General features: G+C 38.3%; 15 protein-coding genes. 7 read left to right on the forward strand and 8 right to left on the reverse strand.

Annotated features, from left to right (window positions below; translation table 11 throughout):
* Window positions 1–69 precede the first annotated feature (69 nt).
* From E3U55_RS02935 to E3U55_RS02945, 3 genes are all read right to left on the reverse strand, one after another.
* Window positions 70–2,544, reverse strand: a complete 2,475-nt coding sequence (locus tag E3U55_RS02935) for a phosphodiester glycosidase family protein (RefSeq protein WP_134338826.1) — start codon at window positions 2,542–2,544, stop codon at window positions 70–72.
* A 216-nt stretch (window positions 2,545–2,760) separates the two neighbouring features.
* A complete protein-coding gene (locus E3U55_RS02940) occupies window positions 2,761–4,329 on the reverse strand; it encodes an EAL domain-containing protein (RefSeq protein ID WP_134338827.1) in 1,569 nt (522 codons plus the stop codon).
* 233 nt (window positions 4,330–4,562) lie between these two features.
* Window positions 4,563–5,582 carry a C40 family peptidase gene (locus tag E3U55_RS02945; protein ID WP_134338828.1) on the reverse strand — a complete coding sequence of 340 codons (1,020 nt, stop codon included), beginning with the start codon at window positions 5,580–5,582 and terminating at the stop codon, window positions 4,563–4,565.
* A gap of 168 nt (window positions 5,583–5,750) precedes the next feature.
* On the opposite strand from E3U55_RS02945, the gene E3U55_RS02950 reads away from it, so the two are divergent.
* Window positions 5,751–7,205, forward strand: a complete 1,455-nt coding sequence (locus E3U55_RS02950; RefSeq protein WP_134338829.1) for an S-layer homology domain-containing protein — start codon at window positions 5,751–5,753, stop codon at window positions 7,203–7,205.
* A gap of 86 nt (window positions 7,206–7,291) precedes the next feature.
* Window positions 7,292–8,242, forward strand: a complete 951-nt coding sequence (locus E3U55_RS02955) for a nuclease-related domain-containing protein (RefSeq protein WP_194840803.1) — start codon at window positions 7,292–7,294, stop codon at window positions 8,240–8,242.
* Between the two features lie 498 nt (window positions 8,243–8,740).
* Here E3U55_RS02955 and E3U55_RS02960 read toward each other — a convergent pair whose 3' ends face one another.
* On the reverse strand, window positions 8,741–9,274 hold the full coding sequence (locus E3U55_RS02960; RefSeq protein WP_134338831.1) for a chromate transporter: 534 nt from the start codon (window positions 9,272–9,274) through the stop codon (window positions 8,741–8,743).
* A gap of 16 nt (window positions 9,275–9,290) precedes the next feature.
* Window positions 9,291–9,842, reverse strand: coding sequence for a chromate transporter (locus E3U55_RS02965; protein ID WP_134338832.1), 552 nt, complete (start codon window positions 9,840–9,842; stop codon window positions 9,291–9,293).
* 119 nt (window positions 9,843–9,961) lie between these two features.
* Between E3U55_RS02965 and E3U55_RS02970 the strand changes: the two genes are divergently transcribed.
* Complete coding sequence (locus E3U55_RS02970; RefSeq protein WP_134338833.1) at window positions 9,962–10,411, forward strand: Lrp/AsnC family transcriptional regulator; 450 nt, start codon at window positions 9,962–9,964, stop codon at window positions 10,409–10,411.
* Between the two features lie 70 nt (window positions 10,412–10,481).
* On the opposite strand, the gene E3U55_RS02975 is transcribed toward E3U55_RS02970, so the two are convergent.
* Complete coding sequence (locus E3U55_RS02975) at window positions 10,482–12,095, reverse strand: gamma-glutamyltransferase family protein (RefSeq protein ID WP_134338834.1); 1,614 nt, start codon at window positions 12,093–12,095, stop codon at window positions 10,482–10,484.
* A gap of 370 nt (window positions 12,096–12,465) precedes the next feature.
* Between E3U55_RS02975 and E3U55_RS02980 the strand changes: the two genes are divergently transcribed.
* From E3U55_RS02980 to E3U55_RS02990, 3 genes are read left to right on the forward strand one after another with little or no spacing between them, the layout of a single operon-like run.
* Window positions 12,466–13,434: a Bug family tripartite tricarboxylate transporter substrate binding protein gene (locus tag E3U55_RS02980; protein WP_134338835.1), complete on the forward strand. Its 969-nt coding sequence runs from the start codon at window positions 12,466–12,468 to the stop codon at window positions 13,432–13,434.
* A 57-nt stretch (window positions 13,435–13,491) separates the two neighbouring features.
* Window positions 13,492–13,977 carry a tripartite tricarboxylate transporter TctB family protein gene (locus E3U55_RS02985; protein WP_194840804.1) on the forward strand — a complete coding sequence of 162 codons (486 nt, stop codon included), beginning with the start codon at window positions 13,492–13,494 and terminating at the stop codon, window positions 13,975–13,977.
* Between the two features lie 15 nt (window positions 13,978–13,992).
* Window positions 13,993–15,507, forward strand: coding sequence for a tripartite tricarboxylate transporter permease (locus E3U55_RS02990; RefSeq protein ID WP_134338837.1), 1,515 nt, complete (start codon window positions 13,993–13,995; stop codon window positions 15,505–15,507).
* 107 nt (window positions 15,508–15,614) lie between these two features.
* On the opposite strand, the gene E3U55_RS02995 is transcribed toward E3U55_RS02990, so the two are convergent.
* Both E3U55_RS02995 and panD read right to left on the reverse strand, forming a co-directional pair.
* Complete coding sequence (locus E3U55_RS02995) at window positions 15,615–16,715, reverse strand: M14 family zinc carboxypeptidase (protein ID WP_134338838.1); 1,101 nt, start codon at window positions 16,713–16,715, stop codon at window positions 15,615–15,617.
* 80 nt (window positions 16,716–16,795) lie between these two features.
* Window positions 16,796–17,191: an aspartate 1-decarboxylase gene (gene panD, locus E3U55_RS03000; protein ID WP_134338839.1), complete on the reverse strand. Its 396-nt coding sequence runs from the start codon at window positions 17,189–17,191 to the stop codon at window positions 16,796–16,798.
* A 254-nt stretch (window positions 17,192–17,445) separates the two neighbouring features.
* On the opposite strand from panD, the gene E3U55_RS03005 reads away from it, so the two are divergent.
* On the forward strand, window positions 17,446–18,483 hold the full coding sequence (locus E3U55_RS03005) for a nuclease-related domain-containing protein (RefSeq protein WP_134338840.1): 1,038 nt from the start codon (window positions 17,446–17,448) through the stop codon (window positions 18,481–18,483).
* Window positions 18,484–18,663 lie beyond the last annotated feature (180 nt).

Raw genomic sequence — 18,663 nt, forward strand, 5'->3', positions numbered from 1 at the left:
AATCTCATTATAGAACTACGATTATGACATAAAAAAAGGCCTACCAACTTATTGGCAGACCTTTTATCATTATTCAACTTTAAATAGTTTATAGGTTTTCCCTAATTTATTAAATCCGTTCTGTCCTCTTACTTGCTCATTAATCACAAGCTGATAAAAATTGCCTACTTGATAGTTGTTTGCTGTTATTGTGATTACCGTATTTTTATCATTAAACTCAAATGATACGTCTTGTTTTTCACCATCTACATTTTCGATAAAGATTGAATCTTCATGAACCGATTCTGGATCAATCGAACGGTCAAATGTCACTTTCCACTTTTTACTTTGTGGAACAACATCATAATTTTCAAGTTGATTAAACGATTGTATTTGATTGTTGAATGATAGTACCACTTCATCCATGTTTACCGATCCTACAGAACCTTTAGCACCTTTATCCATAAATATGTGATCGATTGTAAATGGAGACGTTAGAGATTTTGGTAACTCAGCTTTAACATACTGCCATCCACTCCATTGCTGAGAATTCTGTTGAGTAAATGGAATTTGATGTGTTTGACTATCTTCACTAGTTACTTGAATACCTAATTGGTGATCTCTTAAATCTCCTCTGACCCACATACCGATATGTTCAGGCTGGTCTTTAATTTCATCACCGTTATATTCTACTTTGAATGTATCACCATCACCGAAATTATAATCTAGTTGTAACGACTGCTGACCTATCGCCGCTTGCTCAGAGCTCTGTGTCAATTCAACTTGCTCACTGCCTGCAAACCAATTCAGATCTCCTTCAAGAGAATCGACAGTACGATCGTCTCCACCAACTATGACATCCGACGTGTAGGTGATGCCATTGATTGATACAACGACCTCTCCATCTTGACTGAGTGACGCCGATGTAAACTCACCTTGATCATTAACAGTTCCAATATTATTAGTTACCGACCATTCAGCTAACCCTGGATCCCATATTACAGGGGAACCATCAGCCATTTGAGCATCTAAATCAAATGTTAGATTTCTATCATAGCCAACTTGAACGGCATCAGGCGATAGTTTCACTTCATCTGGTGCTTGAATAACTTCGATTGGAATAACTTTTTCAGCTTGATCCATAGATACGACGATTGATCCCGAACCTGCTTCTTCCGCAATGAAAGATTGACCTTCCAAGCGGCCTATATTCCCTTCAACTTTAAAGCTTAAATCAGAATCAACATAATCTACTGGATGATAGTACTCATCTAACACGTAATTAACATCAAAAGAAAAGCCCGTTCCAATGACTACTTTTCCTTCTTCATCGCGTTCTACACCTATTTTGTGTGGTATACCAGACTCTTTGTTAACTACAGCAAACAAACCATTGATTACTGAACGTTCATAACCACTTGATGGGCGGTTCATAAGTGACGGATACACATCACCATATTCTCTAGCAACCATCGTGGTAGATCCTCCGCCATCTAGATTAATAGCTTGATAGATTCCTTTGCTTTTCAGATACTGAGCAAAATCTATTAAACTCATTCCATCACTGTAACCTGATTGGCGGCCATCAACTGTTATAAGGTAAACTTTAGATCCATCCTGATTAACACCAATGGCAGTTCTTGGTGCCTGAGCCCTCGCTACATAGTTACTCGGAATCATATCAGAGGCAACTTCGCCTCCCTGCAATAAAACAGGGCCAGTACCAATCACATATTGCGTATCTTTCCATTGATTATTAGTATCTAACTTCAAATCTACTGTATCGCCTATTTCTAACCCTTCAGCGATATCAGAATTACCATGTACAGATATAACATACCCATCACTTGGAATATTACGTGCAGGATCAGTCATGTATGGACGAATCTCCTTAACTTGTCCTGTAATTACCTCTCCTAATTCCATCTCATTTCCTTCAATGTTCTTGCTGACTTTATGTACATAGATTTCAACGCCCCATTTATTCGTTCCAGGCGTGTAATGATAATTTGAAGGAGAGTATAATACACTTTCTCCCGCGCCACGTTCACTATTATATTTATCTACTGTTATGGTTTTTCCATTGGCATTAAATTCAATGTCAAGGTCAAACGTTCCGATTAAGCCTTCTCCATCGTTACTCATACCAAAGGCACTCGGTGTTTGCATATAGCCACTACTACTTGCTACTGTCCCTAAATTTAATAACTTACCATCTTTTGAAATAAGATATGTAGGACGTTCAAAATCTGTATAGAAAAAACTCGCATTCACCCCTCCGACTACTCGATAACCAGGTTCACTAATCTCTCGAGCTAAATCAGACAACTGATCGACTGAAGGGTAATTGTCATTCATACCCAAATCTAAATCTAAATGAGACTGAGATAGGTCGAGCTCCATCATACGTATCGATTGAGAGTCTTGACTTTCATCTAACTCATACTCAACTCCCGGAGTAACCTCATAAGATTTTGTTTCCGCTAAACTTCCAATTGCTAAAACATTCCCCACCAAAACTAAAACGATAAAAACACTTAATCCTCTAAAAAATTGTTTTCTCATTCCTGTTGTTCCCCCACCTATGAAGAGTTTTTAACAAATCTATTATTTTCTTAGTCTATCATGATTTAACCAAATTTTGTCACTATTTGTAGATTTTAAGAAAATAGTAGGATGTGGAAAACAACAAATATATGACTAAATGATTAGAAAATATTGGTGTAGTGGTGATTTTCCATTGTGTTTAGGGGCCAAAAGTAAAAAAACTGAGAGCTTTACTTAACTCTCAGCTTTCTCTTTAGCAAATAGAATAATAGAAGTATGATCAGTTCCCTTACTAACAATCGGTGACAGTTTAACTTTAAAACTTTTACGTTCAAAACTAGGCGTTAACATGTCTAAGTCAAAAAATTGCACCTTTGACTCTTGCTTCACGCTGTCAAATATTTGATGTACTCTATGTTTTGATTCTTCAGGAACGATGTCAAAAAGACTTTTATCAGTCACCCCTGCTTGTAAATAGCCCAAAACTTTCTTAAATGAAGGGGTCATGTAAGTCATATTCATTGAGTTATCTAAAACAATAATATAATCAGACACATGATTTAATACATAAGTTAAAGTTCTCTTTGTTTCTACCAATGATTGTTCAATTTCACGTCGTTCAGAAATGTCAATGCATGAACCAATCACCTCAACAACCTCTCCACCTTTAATCACTGGCCTTAATGAAGCTGTATAATAAACACCATTAGTAATACCTTCATAAATTACAGGATTCTCACCATTCCAAGCTCTTTCATAATAAGGTGTTTTTCTTTCAGCTACTTCGGTTGGCATAAAATCAAAAAGTTCGTAACCTATGACCTCTTCCGGTTGTATGTTCATTTTGCTCAAAAGTTCGCCTTCTGACATTGTATGTATAAATTTATTACCAATTTTCTTATATTTAAAAATTAACCCTTGCTGCTTAGATAACGTTTCTTTTAATTCTTGTCGTGCTACATTCAGGGCTTCTTCTAATTCCTTTTTATTAGATTGAATTTCTGAAATCCCGAACTCTTTTACTTTTTCTTCAACTTCTTTTTGTTGGACAAGAATTTCTTTAACAGGAATAGGGTGGCTAAAAAAGAACCCTTGACCCTCATCGCACAAATTGCGTTGCAAAAAAGTTAAATGTTCTTCTTTTTCAATTCCTTCTGCCACAACTTTAATACCTAACTGGTGGCTCATACCAATAATCATTTTAACAATGGTTTCATCGTTTTTATCATCAGTCGATTTAAAAACAAATGCCTTATCGATTTTAATTTTATCAAATGGTAAAGTGGTTAAATAACTAAGCGCACTGTAACCTTTTCCAAAATCGTCTAAACTAAGATGAACACCAAGTTTTTTTATGTCTTTAATGACTTGCTGAACTTCCTCAACGGCCATCATAACATTCTCAGTAATTTCAATTTCGATTAAATGAGGTGGTACTTTATACTCTTCCATTATATGTTTGAATTTTTTTGCTAAGTCATTTTGGTAAAGTTGTTGAGGTGATAGGTTAATAGATGTAATTGGATCATTTACCCCTTGATCTAACCATGCTCTTAATTGAGCGCATGACTCTCTAAAGACCCAATCACCAATTTCATCAATCAAACCATTTTTTTCAGCGTAGGGGATAAAATCATTTGGCATAATTAACCCTTCTTTAGGATGGTTCCATCGAATTAATGCCTCTACACCAACAAGTTTTCCAGACTTTAAACATAGTCTAGGCTGATAATAGAGTTCAAATTGGTCTTGAGCAATCGCTTCTCTTAGTTGTTCACTCAAATCAATACCTGCTTTTTGCATAACCTCAACCACTCCATATAGTGAAAAATAACTAGTTATAACTTGACCATACTAATAACAATGCACTAAAATTATGTTACTCAAAGTATACATAAATTCTACAATTTTCGTCAATGGAATTTTTCATAAAATTCTAAATACTTTGGAATTAACTGGATGGTCATACAAATAAAGGTATAAAAAACTAAGAAGACCAAGCTTTTCGCTTGGTCTTCTTTGACTTAAGGGGGAGTTTAATTCATCAATTTATATAGGATTAAGGCAAACTCAGCTCGGCTTATTGAGTTATCTGGTCGGAATGTACCATCTGTATACCCTTGCACAATACCTTCAGATTTTAAAGCTACAATGGATTCATAGCTATCTAATGTCGGATTAACATCCGTGAAGTTATCTGCAGTTGTCGCATCTAAATCAAATGCGTTTGCTACCATGATAGCTACTTCTTCTCGCGTTACATGTTCTTCAGGATTTAGTTGAGATCCATCGATGTGATCAAATAATCCTGCCTGCTCTGCAATCGCAACTTCTTCTGCATACCACTTATCCTTTATGTCTTCAAATGAGCTGTTAGTTGCTTGAGTATTGAAATCATTAGATCTAACGATTAATGCTGCGATTTGTGCTCTTGTTAGATTTAAGTCAGCCCCAAATTCATCCTGACCGATACCATGGATAATATCATTCTGACTTAATACTTTTACTTCATCATATGCCCAGTGATTTGTTTTAACATCAGTATATTCGCCTGGGCCTAATTCACGCTCTTTTTCATAAGAAGCCTGAACAACCTCAGATTCCTCTTCTTTTTCCATTACACGTTTGGCACTTAAATATCTTGGCGCCCAATAATTTGAGTAAAGGTTATCTGTTGTAACCCCTCTTGAATATGATGCGTGAATAAATTCACCATTTCCTATGTATATACCTGCATGAGATACGCCAGAACCAAACGTATTAAAGAAGACTAAATCCCCTTTTTGTAAGTTTGATTTTGCAACAGATTCTCCCGTTTGAGCTAACTGACTCGTCGTACGTGGTAAATCAATGTCATATTGATCAAACACGTAGCCAATATAACCGGAGCAGTCAAAGCCACTTGTTGTCGTGCCTCCATAATTATATGGTATTCCTATGTATTTTTTTGCTGTATTTGCGAGTTCATCTTGATTAGAAGATGCTGCTATGGTCATTGCTTGAGTTGCCATTGAAACAAGAAGTAAAACTACTAAAAGTGATGAAATTTTTCTCAATCGCTTCAATCCTCCTAACCTTATTTTCTAGTAGTCTATCATATTAACAAGCTATATAACATTACAGGTGTGTAACAATTGAAAATGAGCATGTTTTCCTATATTTACTAGGCAAAACTGTGTTAAGATTTTAATAGAAAATTTTAGTAATTAGGAGGAAATACATAAATGAGAGTATTTATTTCTTCATTAATAGTTGTTTTAGTGGTGGTTTTATTGCCTACTAATCTAGCAGCTGAGAGCAGTATCAGTGAGGCTTGTGATTACGAACAGATTGATGGTGAAAATCCAGACATGCAGACTATGAATTGCTTATTAACTGAAACAGCACTTGAATACAATGTCCCACCTGAAATTGTTAAAGCGATCGCTGAAGGTGAAAGTGGAAATTGGAGACATTTTGATGAAAACGGTGAAGCGATTGTGACGAAGGACAATGGGATCGGAGTCATGCAGATTACTAATCGAAGTGAATTTGATGAAGAACGACTTAAAACAGATATCGTTTACAATATTGAATCTGGCGTTAAAACATTAAATGATATGTTTAGCCGCAATGATTTGCCCGTAATTAATGATGGTCATCGAGACATTCTAGAACATTGGTATTTTGCTGTGATGGCATATAACGGAACAAAACCAGTAAATAGCCCGGTTTACCAGGAATCAGGCGAACGTAATACAGATGCTTATCAAGAGAAGATTTTTGATATAGTTGAAGAATTTAGCTTAATAGAGTTAGAGACTCTTTCTTTTACAGTAGAAGATTTTGAATATGATACTGATTCGACCGATAATATTGAGTTTGTAACGATGGAGTATCAATTCGACCTTTCTTTAACGAAAACTAAACATAAGTTTGCGGCAGGAAATTCAGTAACTTCTACAACGGACCTAAATATTCGCGAGTCCGCTTCGAAAGATAGTTTAAAAGTTGGTACGTTGAGTGAAGGTGAAGTCGCTACAATAAGTGGAAAGTTTGAATATGATGAGGCAGCGGACAAGAAAAATCACTTCGTTTGGTACCCAGTTACATTAAGTGATGGAACAAAAGGTTATGCAGCTTCAAGTTACTTAACGGTTAAATTTAAAGATGTTAATTCTGGGCATTATGCGGAGGAAGCTATCTATTATTTGAATGACCGAGGAATTTTAAAGGGAGTTGGAAATGGCAATTTTGGATTGGGCCAGGAGCTGACTCGGTGGCAAGCTGCGATTTTACTTAATCGTGCTAACGATGTGCCACTAACCGATAGGCCTGACCCAGAGCTATCAGATATTTCTACGGACTATCAATATTATAATCATATCGCTGCAGCTGTTGATGAAGGGTTTTTCGGCGGATATGAAGACGGTACTTTTAAGCCGAATAAAACTTTAACTCGTGCAGAGATGGCCGTTGTACTTGAAAGAATTTATAACTTTACTTCTGATCCAACAGGGCACCCTTTTAGCGACATTACTGCTGATAAGTGGTATTCAGATGCAATCGTGCGTTTATATAATGCTGGCATAGCTGCTGGAATCACAAAAACAACATTTGGCCCACAAATTACAATTACACGTGAACAATTCGCAGTATTTTTAGCTCGTTCATTAAGTGAAAACTTTAGATTAAAATAAGCGGAAACCAGTAGGTCGTCACCTACTGGTTTTTATTTGAATTAAAGATTATAATATTATCAAAAAATATAGGAGGAAATTATAAAGTGGTATTATTACCTCGAACGAAACCTTCAACTCTGACTCAACTCGAATGTTTACTCCCACGATATCATGCAACACGCACCCTCAGGGAAAAATTAAACGATTTACTTGTTCGTGAAGCTTCTGGTTATGAAGGCGAACAATCTCTAGATTACTATTATGGTTTGCTAGATTTAAAGGAATTTCCAATCTTGCACGGGCTTAGATTAAATAACGGCGATCAATTTTTCCAAATGGATACACTAATTTTATTTCCTAACTTCTTCTTAATTATTGAAGTGAAAAATTACTCAGGATTAATACGATATGACGTAGATAGCGGTCTCCTCACCCGCGAGAAAAAGGATGGGGTGATTGAGCGATTTGATGACCCCGTTGCTCAAGCCCGGGTTCAGAGGCATCAACTCTTGAAATACCTACTTTCTATACACTACCCCCAAGTTCCGATTCACACCTTAACCGTTTTTTCCAACCCTAAAGGCATTCTCCAAATTGAAGGAAAAACAAACGATTTAATCTTATCCCAACGCTTATTGAAGCGAATCCCAGAACTACGTAAATATTACAAGAAGAACTATTTAAGCATTTCCGAACTCGAGTCACTCGGTAAAACCCTCGCTCAACATCACAAACCTTATAACCGTAAAATTATAGAGCGATTTAACATTGATCGTGTGATGATTCGAAACGGGGTCTGGTGCACCAAATGCAAAAAACGAATGATGGTCCGCGAAGCCCGCAGCTGGCACTGCAAACCATGCAACCATTCCGACCCAAATGCACACATCCAAGCATTAATAGAATACCGCGAGATATTTGGAGATACGATTACGAATAAGGAAGCTACGGAGTTTTTGGGTAGTCCGAGTAGGCATGTGACCAAAAGATTATTATCTCATTTAAAGTCCTATGGAACCACGAAAGGAACGGTATATAGTTTAAAAGAGTTGTAGATTGGATTGAATTTCTGTGAGCGCTCAATTATTACCGTGAACGCTCAATTATTCTCGCGAACGATCAATTATTCTAGTGAGCGCTCAATTATTCTCGTGAGCGCTCAATTATTCTCGTGAATGCTCAATTATTCTCGCGAGCGCTCATTTATTCCCGTGAGCGCTCATTTATTCCCATGAGCGCTCAATTATTCCCATGAGCGCTCAATTATTCCCGTGAGCGCTCATTTATTCACGTGAACGCTCATTTATTCTCGTGAGCGCTCATTTATTCTCGTGAGCGCTCATTTATTCCCGTGAACGCTCAATTATTCTCGTGAGCGCTCATTTATTCCCGTGAGCGCTCATTTATTCCCGTGAGCGCTCATTTATTCCCGTGAGCGCTCATTTATTCCCGTGAGCGCTCATTTATTCCCGTGAGCGCTCATTTATTCCCATGAGCGCTCAATTAACATATGAAAAGCCCCTTCGCCACTGCGAAGGGGCATCCTTATTTCTTTAACTAAGAAAAATCGCTCCATAAGATAGAGCACCTGCGATAACGAAGGCGGGGTGGATCTTCCATTTTTCCAAAAGCAAGAAGCTAGCTACTACTAATATAGCAGTCTGCACCACCCCAGCAGATTCATAGGATGTATCAAAAAATTGGAAGGCTAAAACAAATAAAAGTATTGCTATTGTCGGCCGAATCAACGCAGTCATACGTTTCACGCGCGGTGAATCTTTAAATTTCATAATTAATCCGAGTAACATAATCATAGCAACTAAAGATGGGACGACCGTAGCAATCAAAGCTACAATGGCTCCAGGAATTCCCGCTACATCATATCCTATGTAGCCTGCCATCTTTGTCGCGATCGGTCCTGGTAGCGCGTTCCCTAAAGCCAGCACTTCACCAAATTCAGTTGTCGTTAAAAAACTGTAGTTTTTAACAACTTCATGTTCAATTAACGGAATGGAGGCTGGACCACCTCCGTACCCAACGATTCCAGGTATAAGAAAAGCTAAAAATAAATACCACAAATCAATCATACTGCTCTCCCCCTCATCATGATGACTCCCTACGCTTTCCTAATAATGCAAACAAAATCAACGCTCCAATTAAGATCGCCGGATGCCAATTCAGCCAAACATAAGTAACCAAACTCACCACAGCCAGCACGCCAGCCCACAGCCAACCTAAATCAGCTTTTGATTTTTTAATAAATGAATAAGCTAAAACAAACAACATCACACCTACAACTGGTGCAATGGCCTGTGTCATCCCCTGAACAACAGCAGTGTCTCGATAAGCTACCAAGACACCGATCAACGTAATCATTATTAACACAGTCGGCAGAACCGCAGCCGCGAGAGCCGTTGCCATTCCAACTAAACCGCCGACACGATAGCCAATATACCCTGCCATTTTCGTCATAATAGGACCCGGTAACGTATTCCCAATTGCTAATACATCGCCGAACTCGTCTTCACTCATCCACCCATAAGTTTCAACTACTTCTTTATGTACTAAAGGAATGGTTGATGGTCCACCACCGAACCCCAACATTCCCGAACGGAAAAAGCCTATAAATATGTTCTTTTGTAACGACAAACTCATGATGATCACCCCACTAACATCCTATTAATCGTCAAATTTTTCAAACATCAATGTGACATAATTGAATTTTTCTTCTATAATGTGAAATATATTCTATTTAATAAAAGTGGTGAAAAAGTATGAAGCTTACAGAGACAGATATAAAAATTCTAAACATCCTTAGTGATGAAGGTCGAATGTCTTATGTTGACTTAGCTAAGGAGCTCGACTTATCCCGAGTTGCGGTCCGGGATCGAATTAACCAAATGAAAGAAGCTGGCATTATTGAAAAATTTAGTGTTGTTATTAATTCAGAAAAAGTCGGCAAAGGCGTCTCTGCCTTTTTTAATGTGGATTGTGACCCAACCCACCTCGTGTATGTAGCAGAAAAACTTGCCGAAAACCCAAAGGTCGCAAGCTGCTATCAGATGACGGGACCAAGTACTTTACATACACACGTTTTAGTTGAAGACTTTAACGAATTAGAAAAATTTATTAACGAAGAGCTATATGCCTTAGACGGAATTACGCGAGTTGAGAGTCATATTCTTCTTAGACGTTTCAAAAGCCGTACAGGCCTTAAGCTATAAACAGCCTTGCAGCACAACCAAAGTGAAACAAAAGCTTCCTCGCAATCAAGCGAAGGAAGCTTTTTTATAATTACCAAACGGATACATGACCGTCCGTTCTTGGTTCAGTACCACCACATAAAACTCCAGTCTCCGGATCCCTCAGAATAATCTGTCCACGGCCAAACTCTGCGTGGTAAAGACTTCGCTCAATCTTGTGACCACGACGTTGCAACGCCTGGGCTAAATGTTCCGGGAATGACGGATCAACTTTCACTGTTTTATCCTTCATCCACTGCCAACGTGGCGCATCCAGTGCGGCTTGAGGGTTCAAGTCAAAATCAACCATATTCATGACGACCTGTGCATGACCCTGTGGTTGCATGAAACCACCCATCACACCAAATGGACCAACTGCTTGATCTCCTTTTGATAAAAATCCAGGGATGATCGTATGATAAGTCTGCTTACCGCCCTCTAATGAATTCACATGTTCAGAATCAAGTGAGAACGTATGACCACGGTTTTGCATCGCAATTCCAGTGTCAGGCACGACTACACCAGATCCGAAGCCCATGTAGTTACTCTGAATGTAGGAGATCATGTTCCCGTCACCATCAGCTGCTGATAAATAAACTGTTCCTCCACGTTGAGGTTCACCAGGTATTGGATCTAACGCCTCATCTCCAATTAACTCACGACGCGCATCAGCGTATTTTTCCGACAGTAACTCTTCCACTGCAACGGCCATTTTATCCTGCTGCGTTATGTATTCAAGTCCGTCTGCGAACGATAGTTTCATAGCTTCTATCTGCTTATGATACGTATCAACGCTATCTTTTTCCTTAAACTCATATCCCTTTAAGATATTCAACGCCATTAAAGCAATGATTCCTTGACCGTTCGGTGGAATCTCCCACACGTCGTAGCCACGATAATTCACTTTAATAGGGTCAACCCACTGCGGTTGATAGCTTGATAGATCTTCTTTTGTTAAAAAACCATCATGCTTTTTGAACAGCGCATCAATTTCATCTGCAATTTGCCCAGAATAAAAGGACTCTGCCTTTGTTTCAGCAATTTGACGTAAACCACGTGCATGCCCTGGTGATGACCACATTTCACCGATTTCAGGTGCACGACCATTCGGCGCAAATACATTAAACCATTCTTCAAAAATCTCATCTTTAAAAATTTCTTTAAACTTCTTATAAGCACTCTTCCAGTGAAAACCTAATATCGGTGATAATGGAAAACCTTCTTCAGCGTAGCGAATCGCTGGTTCAAATAACTCTTTAAAAGGAAGTTTTCCAAAACGATCAGACAGTTCTGCCCAACCTTTTGGTGTACCCGGAACCGTTACAGGCACTTTGCCAAATGTAGGCATTTCATCATAGCCTTGTTCTTTTAACTTTTCGATTGAAATATTTTTCGGTGCGTAACCACTTGCATTAAGGCCATGAATTTTTCCATCCACCCAGACTAAAGCAAATGAATCCGAGCCAATTCCATTAGATGTAGGTTCGACCACTGTTAAAGCAGCTGCTGTCGCAATCGCTGCGTCAATGGCATTACCACCTTTTTTCATTATTTCAAGCCCCGCTTCAGCTGCTAATGGCTGAGACGTGGCCACCATTCCCTTTTTACCGTAAACCGCATTTCGGCGAGATGCATAAGGGTAATACATCGGATCAAATTGAACCATCATTATCTCCCCTTCAGTACAATATAGTCTTAATTGATAATCATATTATCACAAAAAGTAATTAAAATCATCTGATAATTTACAAAAAAGTAAATATAAATAATTTCATTATACATTATGTGCATAACACAATAGAAATGAATAACGTACTGAAAAATAGTTAATTATCGCTATGGCTCGTTAACCTTAATACTTTTTGTTAACGCTTTCATCAAAATATTTTACAAAAAGAATTATTTTTCATATATAAATTTTCTAAAAGAAAGCAAAAAACATGGTTGACTAACAAATGTGTGTCAATTATAATATTTGAAACAATCAAAATTGTTAGAAAACCTTTACTACATAAAATAATAAAAGGAGAGATCTAATGAAGAAATCAAAGCGTCTATTAACAGCTGCACTTTTGTCTATCATAACTTTATCGTTGGTAGCCTGCGGTGGAGGTAGCCAAGAATCAGTTGAGGATTACCCATCGCAAGAAATTGAAATGACCATCCCTTGGTCGCCTGGCGGAGGAAGTGATATCGAGGGAAGACTGGTAGCAGATCATGCATCGGAACATGTTGGTGTTGACCTTGTTCCAGTAAACGTCCCTGGCGTTGGAGGTACAGTTGGCTTAGAAGAACTATCTAATAAAGAAGCAAACGGATATAGTATTGGTCAAATTCACGAAGGTCTTTTAGTTTCACACCATTCTGATGTAACGGACATCAATTATGATAGCTTCGAACCAATCGCTTCGATGTCTTCATCTGATCAAATTTTAGCTGTATCAGATGACCTAGGTGTTGATACTTTAGAAGAATTTGTGGAGTATGGACAAAAAAACGAAATTCAATTCGGTGGTACTGTTGCTGGTATTCCAAGAGTTTGGGTTGAACAAATCGGTAAAGAATTAGACATCCAGTATAACTTAGTTGGTTATGAAGGAATTGCAGAAGCTATTCAAGCCCTGGCTGGCGGCCATATTGATGCAGCCATTGTCGACTACCCTTCTGGAAATGATTTCGTTGAATCTGGAGACATGAAGTTTATTGCTATTGGTACAAAAGAACGTGCAGAGCGTACACCTGACTTACCAACTTTTGTTGAAAAAGGCTATGACTTAACGATGGGTATCAATCGTGGTTACGTAGCACCTGAAGGGACACCTCCTGAAATTATTGAAAAGCTGGAACAAGCTTTAAAAGAAACAGCTAACGATGAAGATTACATTAAAGCTGTAGAGAAAGTCGGAGCGAGCGTCAACTTCATGAACACGGAAGAATATAAAGAATACTTAGATCAGCAAGACCAAGTAATCAGTGATGTTATTGAAGAAATTTCAGCTGAATAATGTTAACCATAGAGGGGCTTAAAGCTCCTCTATTATTCCATGTTAGGAGGAATCAAATTGGGTGAACTAATTCTAGGACTCCTGCTAGTCTTACTTTCCATTTTAATTTATACGCAAACGGGAGATCTGCCATCGATGAATGAATCTCAGCTTGATGCAGGATCATTCCCTCAATTCATAGCCATTTTATTAGGGCTTCTTTCTCTGATTCTAGTTATTAAGCAATCTATTCATTTATTAAAACAAAATCAAAATAAAGAACAGTCAGCCAATATTAAAGAGACACTTTTAGATGTTTATCGCGAGCACAAACTAGTACTGATCACGCTTAGTTTGATATTCCTTTACATAATTTTGATTCAAATTATAGGATTCATCATTTCATCTATTGCATTTATGATCATAACAGCATTAGTCATTGGACCAAGGAAGAAGAAAGACGTTATTACCATCTCAAGTATTGCAGTAATTTTAACAATCGGTTTATATTTCTTTTTCCAGAATGTTTTACAAGTCAGATTCCCATCAGGAGTTTTCTTCTAAGAGGAGGATTGAATTATGTTTGATTTATTATTTCTAGGTTTTGGCGAAATCTTCAGGTTAGATATATTAATAATCATTTTTGTAGGCGTAGTCTTCGGGGTCATCGCAGGTCTAATTCCAGGCTTTACTGTGGCAATGGCCATCGTGTTAACCCTACCTCTAACGTTTGGCATGGATCCCGTCTCTGGTATTGCAGCTATGATTGGTGTATTTGTCGGAGGTATGTCTGGCGGTCTAATCAGTGCTGCACTATTAGGAATCCCTGGTACCCCTTCATCGGTGGCAACAACGTTTGATGCATATCCTATGGCGAAAAAAGGGAACCCAGGCAAGGCGCTATCTATTGGAATATGGTCATCATTCCTTAGTTCTATCATCAGCTTATTTATTTTAGTGACGATTGCTCCTCAAATTTCTAGATTTGCATTGAAGTTCGGCCCATGGGAAATGTTCGCTTTAATTTGTTTAGCATTAACCATTATTGCCAGTGTTACAGGGTCTTCCATTATTAAAGGTCTAATCGCCGGACTCTTTGGCTTACTAATTTCAACCATCGGTGCCGATCCAATCATGGGATTTGCACGTTTTACATTTGACTTAAAAGTTTTAAGAGCTGGCGTTCCATTCCTTGTCGTATTGATCGGTATGTTTGCCATTTCACGTTTAATGGAGTCGCTTGAGCGTAGTGAAATGAAAAAAGATTTAGAAGCCAAACAAAAAGAAAATGCATCCGAAGTCAGTTTTGTACTTAAACCGATTCAAACACTAAAAACAGTACTTAAGAAACCAGGCACATTATTTGGTTCTTCGGTTATTGGCGCAGTTATTGGAGCGATACCTGGCGCAGGTGGTAGCATCGCCAACATCGTAGCTTACGATCAAGCAAAAAAATGGTCAAAAGATCCTAATAAATTTGGGACAGGATGTGAAGAAGGCGTCGTTGCGTCTGAAGCAGGCAATAATTCAACTGTAGGCGGTGACTTAATCCCAACAGTAGCATTAGGAATACCAGGATCTGCTGTTACAGCTGTATTGCTATCTGCATTAATGGTGCACGGCATTACACCTGGACCTTTACTCGTTGTAGATGAACCAAGTATTGTTGGTGGAATTTTCGTAGCGTTTTTCATAGCATCATTCGGTATGCTCATCACCCAATTTATCGGTATGCGATATTTCGTAAAAGTCACGCAAGTCCCAACGCATTTACTCGTTCCCATTATTCTGGTCCTTTGCGTAATTGGTGCATACGTCTTGAATAACCGAGTGACCGACCTTTATATTTTACTCGCCATGGGAATCATTGGTTATTTATTTACCAAGTATAAATTTGCATTGGCCCCCGCTATTATCGGTGTCATTCTTGGGCCTATTGCAGAAGTAAACTTGAGACGCGCATTCATGACTGATCAAGACTGGACGCTTTTTTTAACCAGACCAATCTCATTAACGTTTTTGATTTTAACGGTGATTTCAATTTCATTTACCATCTGGCAGACTAAGAAAACGAATGAACGAACGAGGGCTTAAAAAATTATGTCTAATCATGTTTAACCCCCATCAAATCGGGAATATAACAAGTAACACATAACCTCCCCCTAAATTTACGCATCAAAAAAGTGATTCGTGCATGCGAATCACTTTTTTGTATCTTCTAAAATATAATCAGCCATTAATAAACCCATTGAAAAGTTCTGTTGCCAAATTCGGTTATAGTTTTCTAAAGGTACTGGCCCCGGCCCTGCATAAGGCGCGATCTCAGGTGTTAAGTTTGGCGCTCCAATTTCATGCGCGAACCAATCGGAAAACATTCCCCCAGATCCTCCGCGATGTAAAGGGTATCCCGTTTCCTCTCCAAACACAGTAGCTAATTCATAACTAACGTCTTCAAGATCTTCAGGTAAATTTTTTCCCCAATAGACAAGCTCACCTGATGTATGATATGCGAGCGCCAGTTCAAAATTATGATTCTTCACAAACGCTGCAATTGCCTGCGTTTCTGGCTCACTCATCGGTGAAGGCCCTTTATAATTTTGAAAACCAGGCTCACCAGTGTCCGCGTGTGCCTGCTCCCAACCTACTGAATAATTACGATTTAAGTCCACACCATTCGCATTCGCCTTCCATCGAGAAAAGTCAGGATTACCATCGTGAATCTTTAGCAAATACTCACTATTGCTAAGCGCATCTGCCCCTTTTTGTACCAACGTCACACCATCCGGGTTAACCATTGGAACGTAATAAATAGATACTTTTTGCAGTAACTCACGCACATCAAATCCATCGACCTTTTCACTATTAACAAACGCCGCACTATATGAATCTATCTGGTTCATCACGAGATTCGTCGTAATCCATTCACGAGCATGTGTCGCAGCATGAATAAAAATTTCCCGCTCACCATACCCCAACCGCACAGCATAAATGTCACGTCCGTCAACCGACTCACCTATCACTTCGTTAGTGACTAATCCATTATAACGGTCCGTTAATCTATAAATATCCTCGACCATATTTTCATATGTATAGACCTGCCTTGGATTAACGATTGGCTCCGTAGTAATGACATCACTTTCAGATAAAATCGCAACCGAAGACACTAGAGACGATTTCGGCTTCATATTATATTCATAGCTTTGTAGATTATCAGCTGGTTGACTTCTGATCATCAGCATTCCAACTAATAATGCCCCACTCACGACCATACCCAAAGCCAACCACTTGATGTTTACTTTCAATTGTCTTCCCCCGACTTTTAGCTTTTTTTCTATTATAGCAGAAAAAAGCCTTACACTTTTAATCGTGTAAGGCTCCACTATTACTCTACTTCTACACCTTCTGGCCAGTGTAGATCATGTTTTTCAACACTCGTAATCTGGTTTTCACCGTCAACAAAGACAACTTTCGGCTTCAAGTCCTTGATCTCTTCTTCCGTGTATAAGCCCATGCTTAGGATAATCACGATATCCCCTGGGGAGAACAGGTGAGCAGGCGGTCCATTCAAACAAATTTTACCCGAACCTTCAGGCGCTGGAATCGCATAAGTTTTCCAAAGCGTGGCATTACGAACGTTCGTAATCTGTACCATTTCGTACGGCTTAATATTCGCTTCCTTCATTAACTTATAATCAATCGTGATGCTGCCGACATAATCTAGGTCCGCTTCAGTCACGGTTGCTCTATGAATCTTCCCTTTACACATCTTACGTTGCATAACGTTCCCCTCCTATGTAGTGTTTAGATAACAGTATAAGTGAGTGTGGGGAAATAGACAAGCGTTGATGACGCCAAGATCCCAATTAGTGGCGAATTAAAAATTTATGTAAACCTTGGTTCAGTATTTATTAATCAAATTTTCTAACTAAATCAAGATAAAAATCATTCAAAACGAAGCTGAAAACTTGATTTACCATACTTTGACATTAAATATAATTCAATATATATTAATAGCAAAAAAGAGGTGCACATATGGTTGTTAAAGATCACGAAGTTCCACTGAATCTTTTATCTGCGATTAGTATTTATTTAAGGCTTTCCGAACTTTACCCCAACCTCCAATCAGTTTATAATGAAATATTAACTTACTATTCAGGGTATAAAGGCGAGCTCGCTTTAGATTACTATTTAAAGTTTATCGACCAAAAAAGTCGATCTATCCTTCACAGTTTGCGCCTTCCGTTTATAAACACTTTCTACCAAATAGACACACTTTTATTATCAGCTAACTTTTTCCTTATGATTGAGGTGAAAAATCTCACTGGTCACATTCGCTTCAACCATGAGAAGGGACGAATGTATCAACAAACAGAATTTGAAGAAAAGTCTTACCAAGACCCTCTCCTCCAATCAAACACACACTTGCATCAATTTAAATCTTTCTTACACAATAGAGGACTTGGGCACGTTCCAGTTGAATCATTAATCGTTTTCGTAAACCAAAATGCCAGATTATCTGATGACCGAGACGACAGTATCATTTATGGATTTCAATTAATGCAAAAATTTGAAGAGATTCTTAAAAAATATCCTAATTCAACAATTAGTCAAACGGCAATCAAACAACTTCAGTCAGCCCTAATTAAACTAAATACGCCTCTTCATTCAAACATGTTAAAACAATTAGGGATTATGCCGAATGAACTTCTATATGGAGTCATCTGTCCTACTTGTATGAAACTACCGATGCAACGGCCATTCGGGACTTGGCTATGTCCACATTGTAAAAACTCAGACCCAAAAGCTCATATGAGAGCCTTTATAGAGTACACATTACTGTTTTCGCAGTTTATAACGAATAGACAAGCTCGTAAGTTATTACGACTCGATTCACCAGATATCATTCAGAAACTTTTTAAAAAAGCTAACTTTCCTCACCAAGGTGAAAACAGACATCGTAAATACGAGTTGAATTTCAACCTTCAAAAAGAAGGATTATTTTTATTAAATGATTTTCTGAAACTTAAAAACAATAATTCTAGTGAAGATACTGACATTCTATTAGATTAACTTATACTGGCGGATTGACTAAGTTATTTGGCGGATTGCACTCTATATTTAGCGGATAGTGAACTTCTGTCAATAAAATGGACATTTTTCACCCTTAGTTTGGCGAACCTATTTTTCTTCCGCACGACGTTGAAAACGTCGCTTGGAGGCCCTGCCATGAAACAATCGTTTTGGAAAAAA

The sequence above is a fragment of the Filobacillus milosensis genome (assembly GCF_004402015.1).
GTDB lineage: Bacteria > Bacillota > Bacilli > Bacillales > Alkalibacillaceae > Filobacillus > Filobacillus milosensis.

What these genes read in the sequence shown, in the direction of transcription:
- E3U55_RS02960 (WP_134338831.1), bottom strand. Translation starts at nt 9,274, where the DNA reads ATGATTGATTTGTGGTATTTATTTTTAGCTTTTCTTATACCTGGAATC.
- E3U55_RS02990 (WP_134338837.1), top strand. Translation starts at nt 13,993, where the DNA reads ATGTTTGATTTATTATTTCTAGGTTTTGGCGAAATCTTCAGGTTAGAT.
- panD (WP_134338839.1), bottom strand. Translation starts at nt 17,191, where the DNA reads ATGCAACGTAAGATGTGTAAAGGGAAGATTCATAGAGCAACCGTGACT.
- E3U55_RS02940 (WP_134338827.1), bottom strand. Translation starts at nt 4,329, where the DNA reads ATGCAAAAAGCAGGTATTGATTTGAGTGAACAACTAAGAGAAGCGATT.
- E3U55_RS02980 (WP_134338835.1), top strand. Translation starts at nt 12,466, where the DNA reads ATGAAGAAATCAAAGCGTCTATTAACAGCTGCACTTTTGTCTATCATA.
- E3U55_RS03005 (WP_134338840.1), top strand. Translation starts at nt 17,446, where the DNA reads ATGGTTGTTAAAGATCACGAAGTTCCACTGAATCTTTTATCTGCGATT.
- E3U55_RS02975 (WP_134338834.1), bottom strand. Translation starts at nt 12,095, where the DNA reads ATGGTTCAATTTGATCCGATGTATTACCCTTATGCATCTCGCCGAAAT.
- E3U55_RS02970 (WP_134338833.1), top strand. Translation starts at nt 9,962, where the DNA reads ATGAAGCTTACAGAGACAGATATAAAAATTCTAAACATCCTTAGTGAT.
- E3U55_RS02965 (WP_134338832.1), bottom strand. Translation starts at nt 9,842, where the DNA reads ATGAGTTTGTCGTTACAAAAGAACATATTTATAGGCTTTTTCCGTTCG.
- E3U55_RS02935 (WP_134338826.1), bottom strand. Translation starts at nt 2,544, where the DNA reads ATGAGAAAACAATTTTTTAGAGGATTAAGTGTTTTTATCGTTTTAGTT.
- E3U55_RS02950 (WP_134338829.1), top strand. Translation starts at nt 5,751, where the DNA reads ATGAGAGTATTTATTTCTTCATTAATAGTTGTTTTAGTGGTGGTTTTA.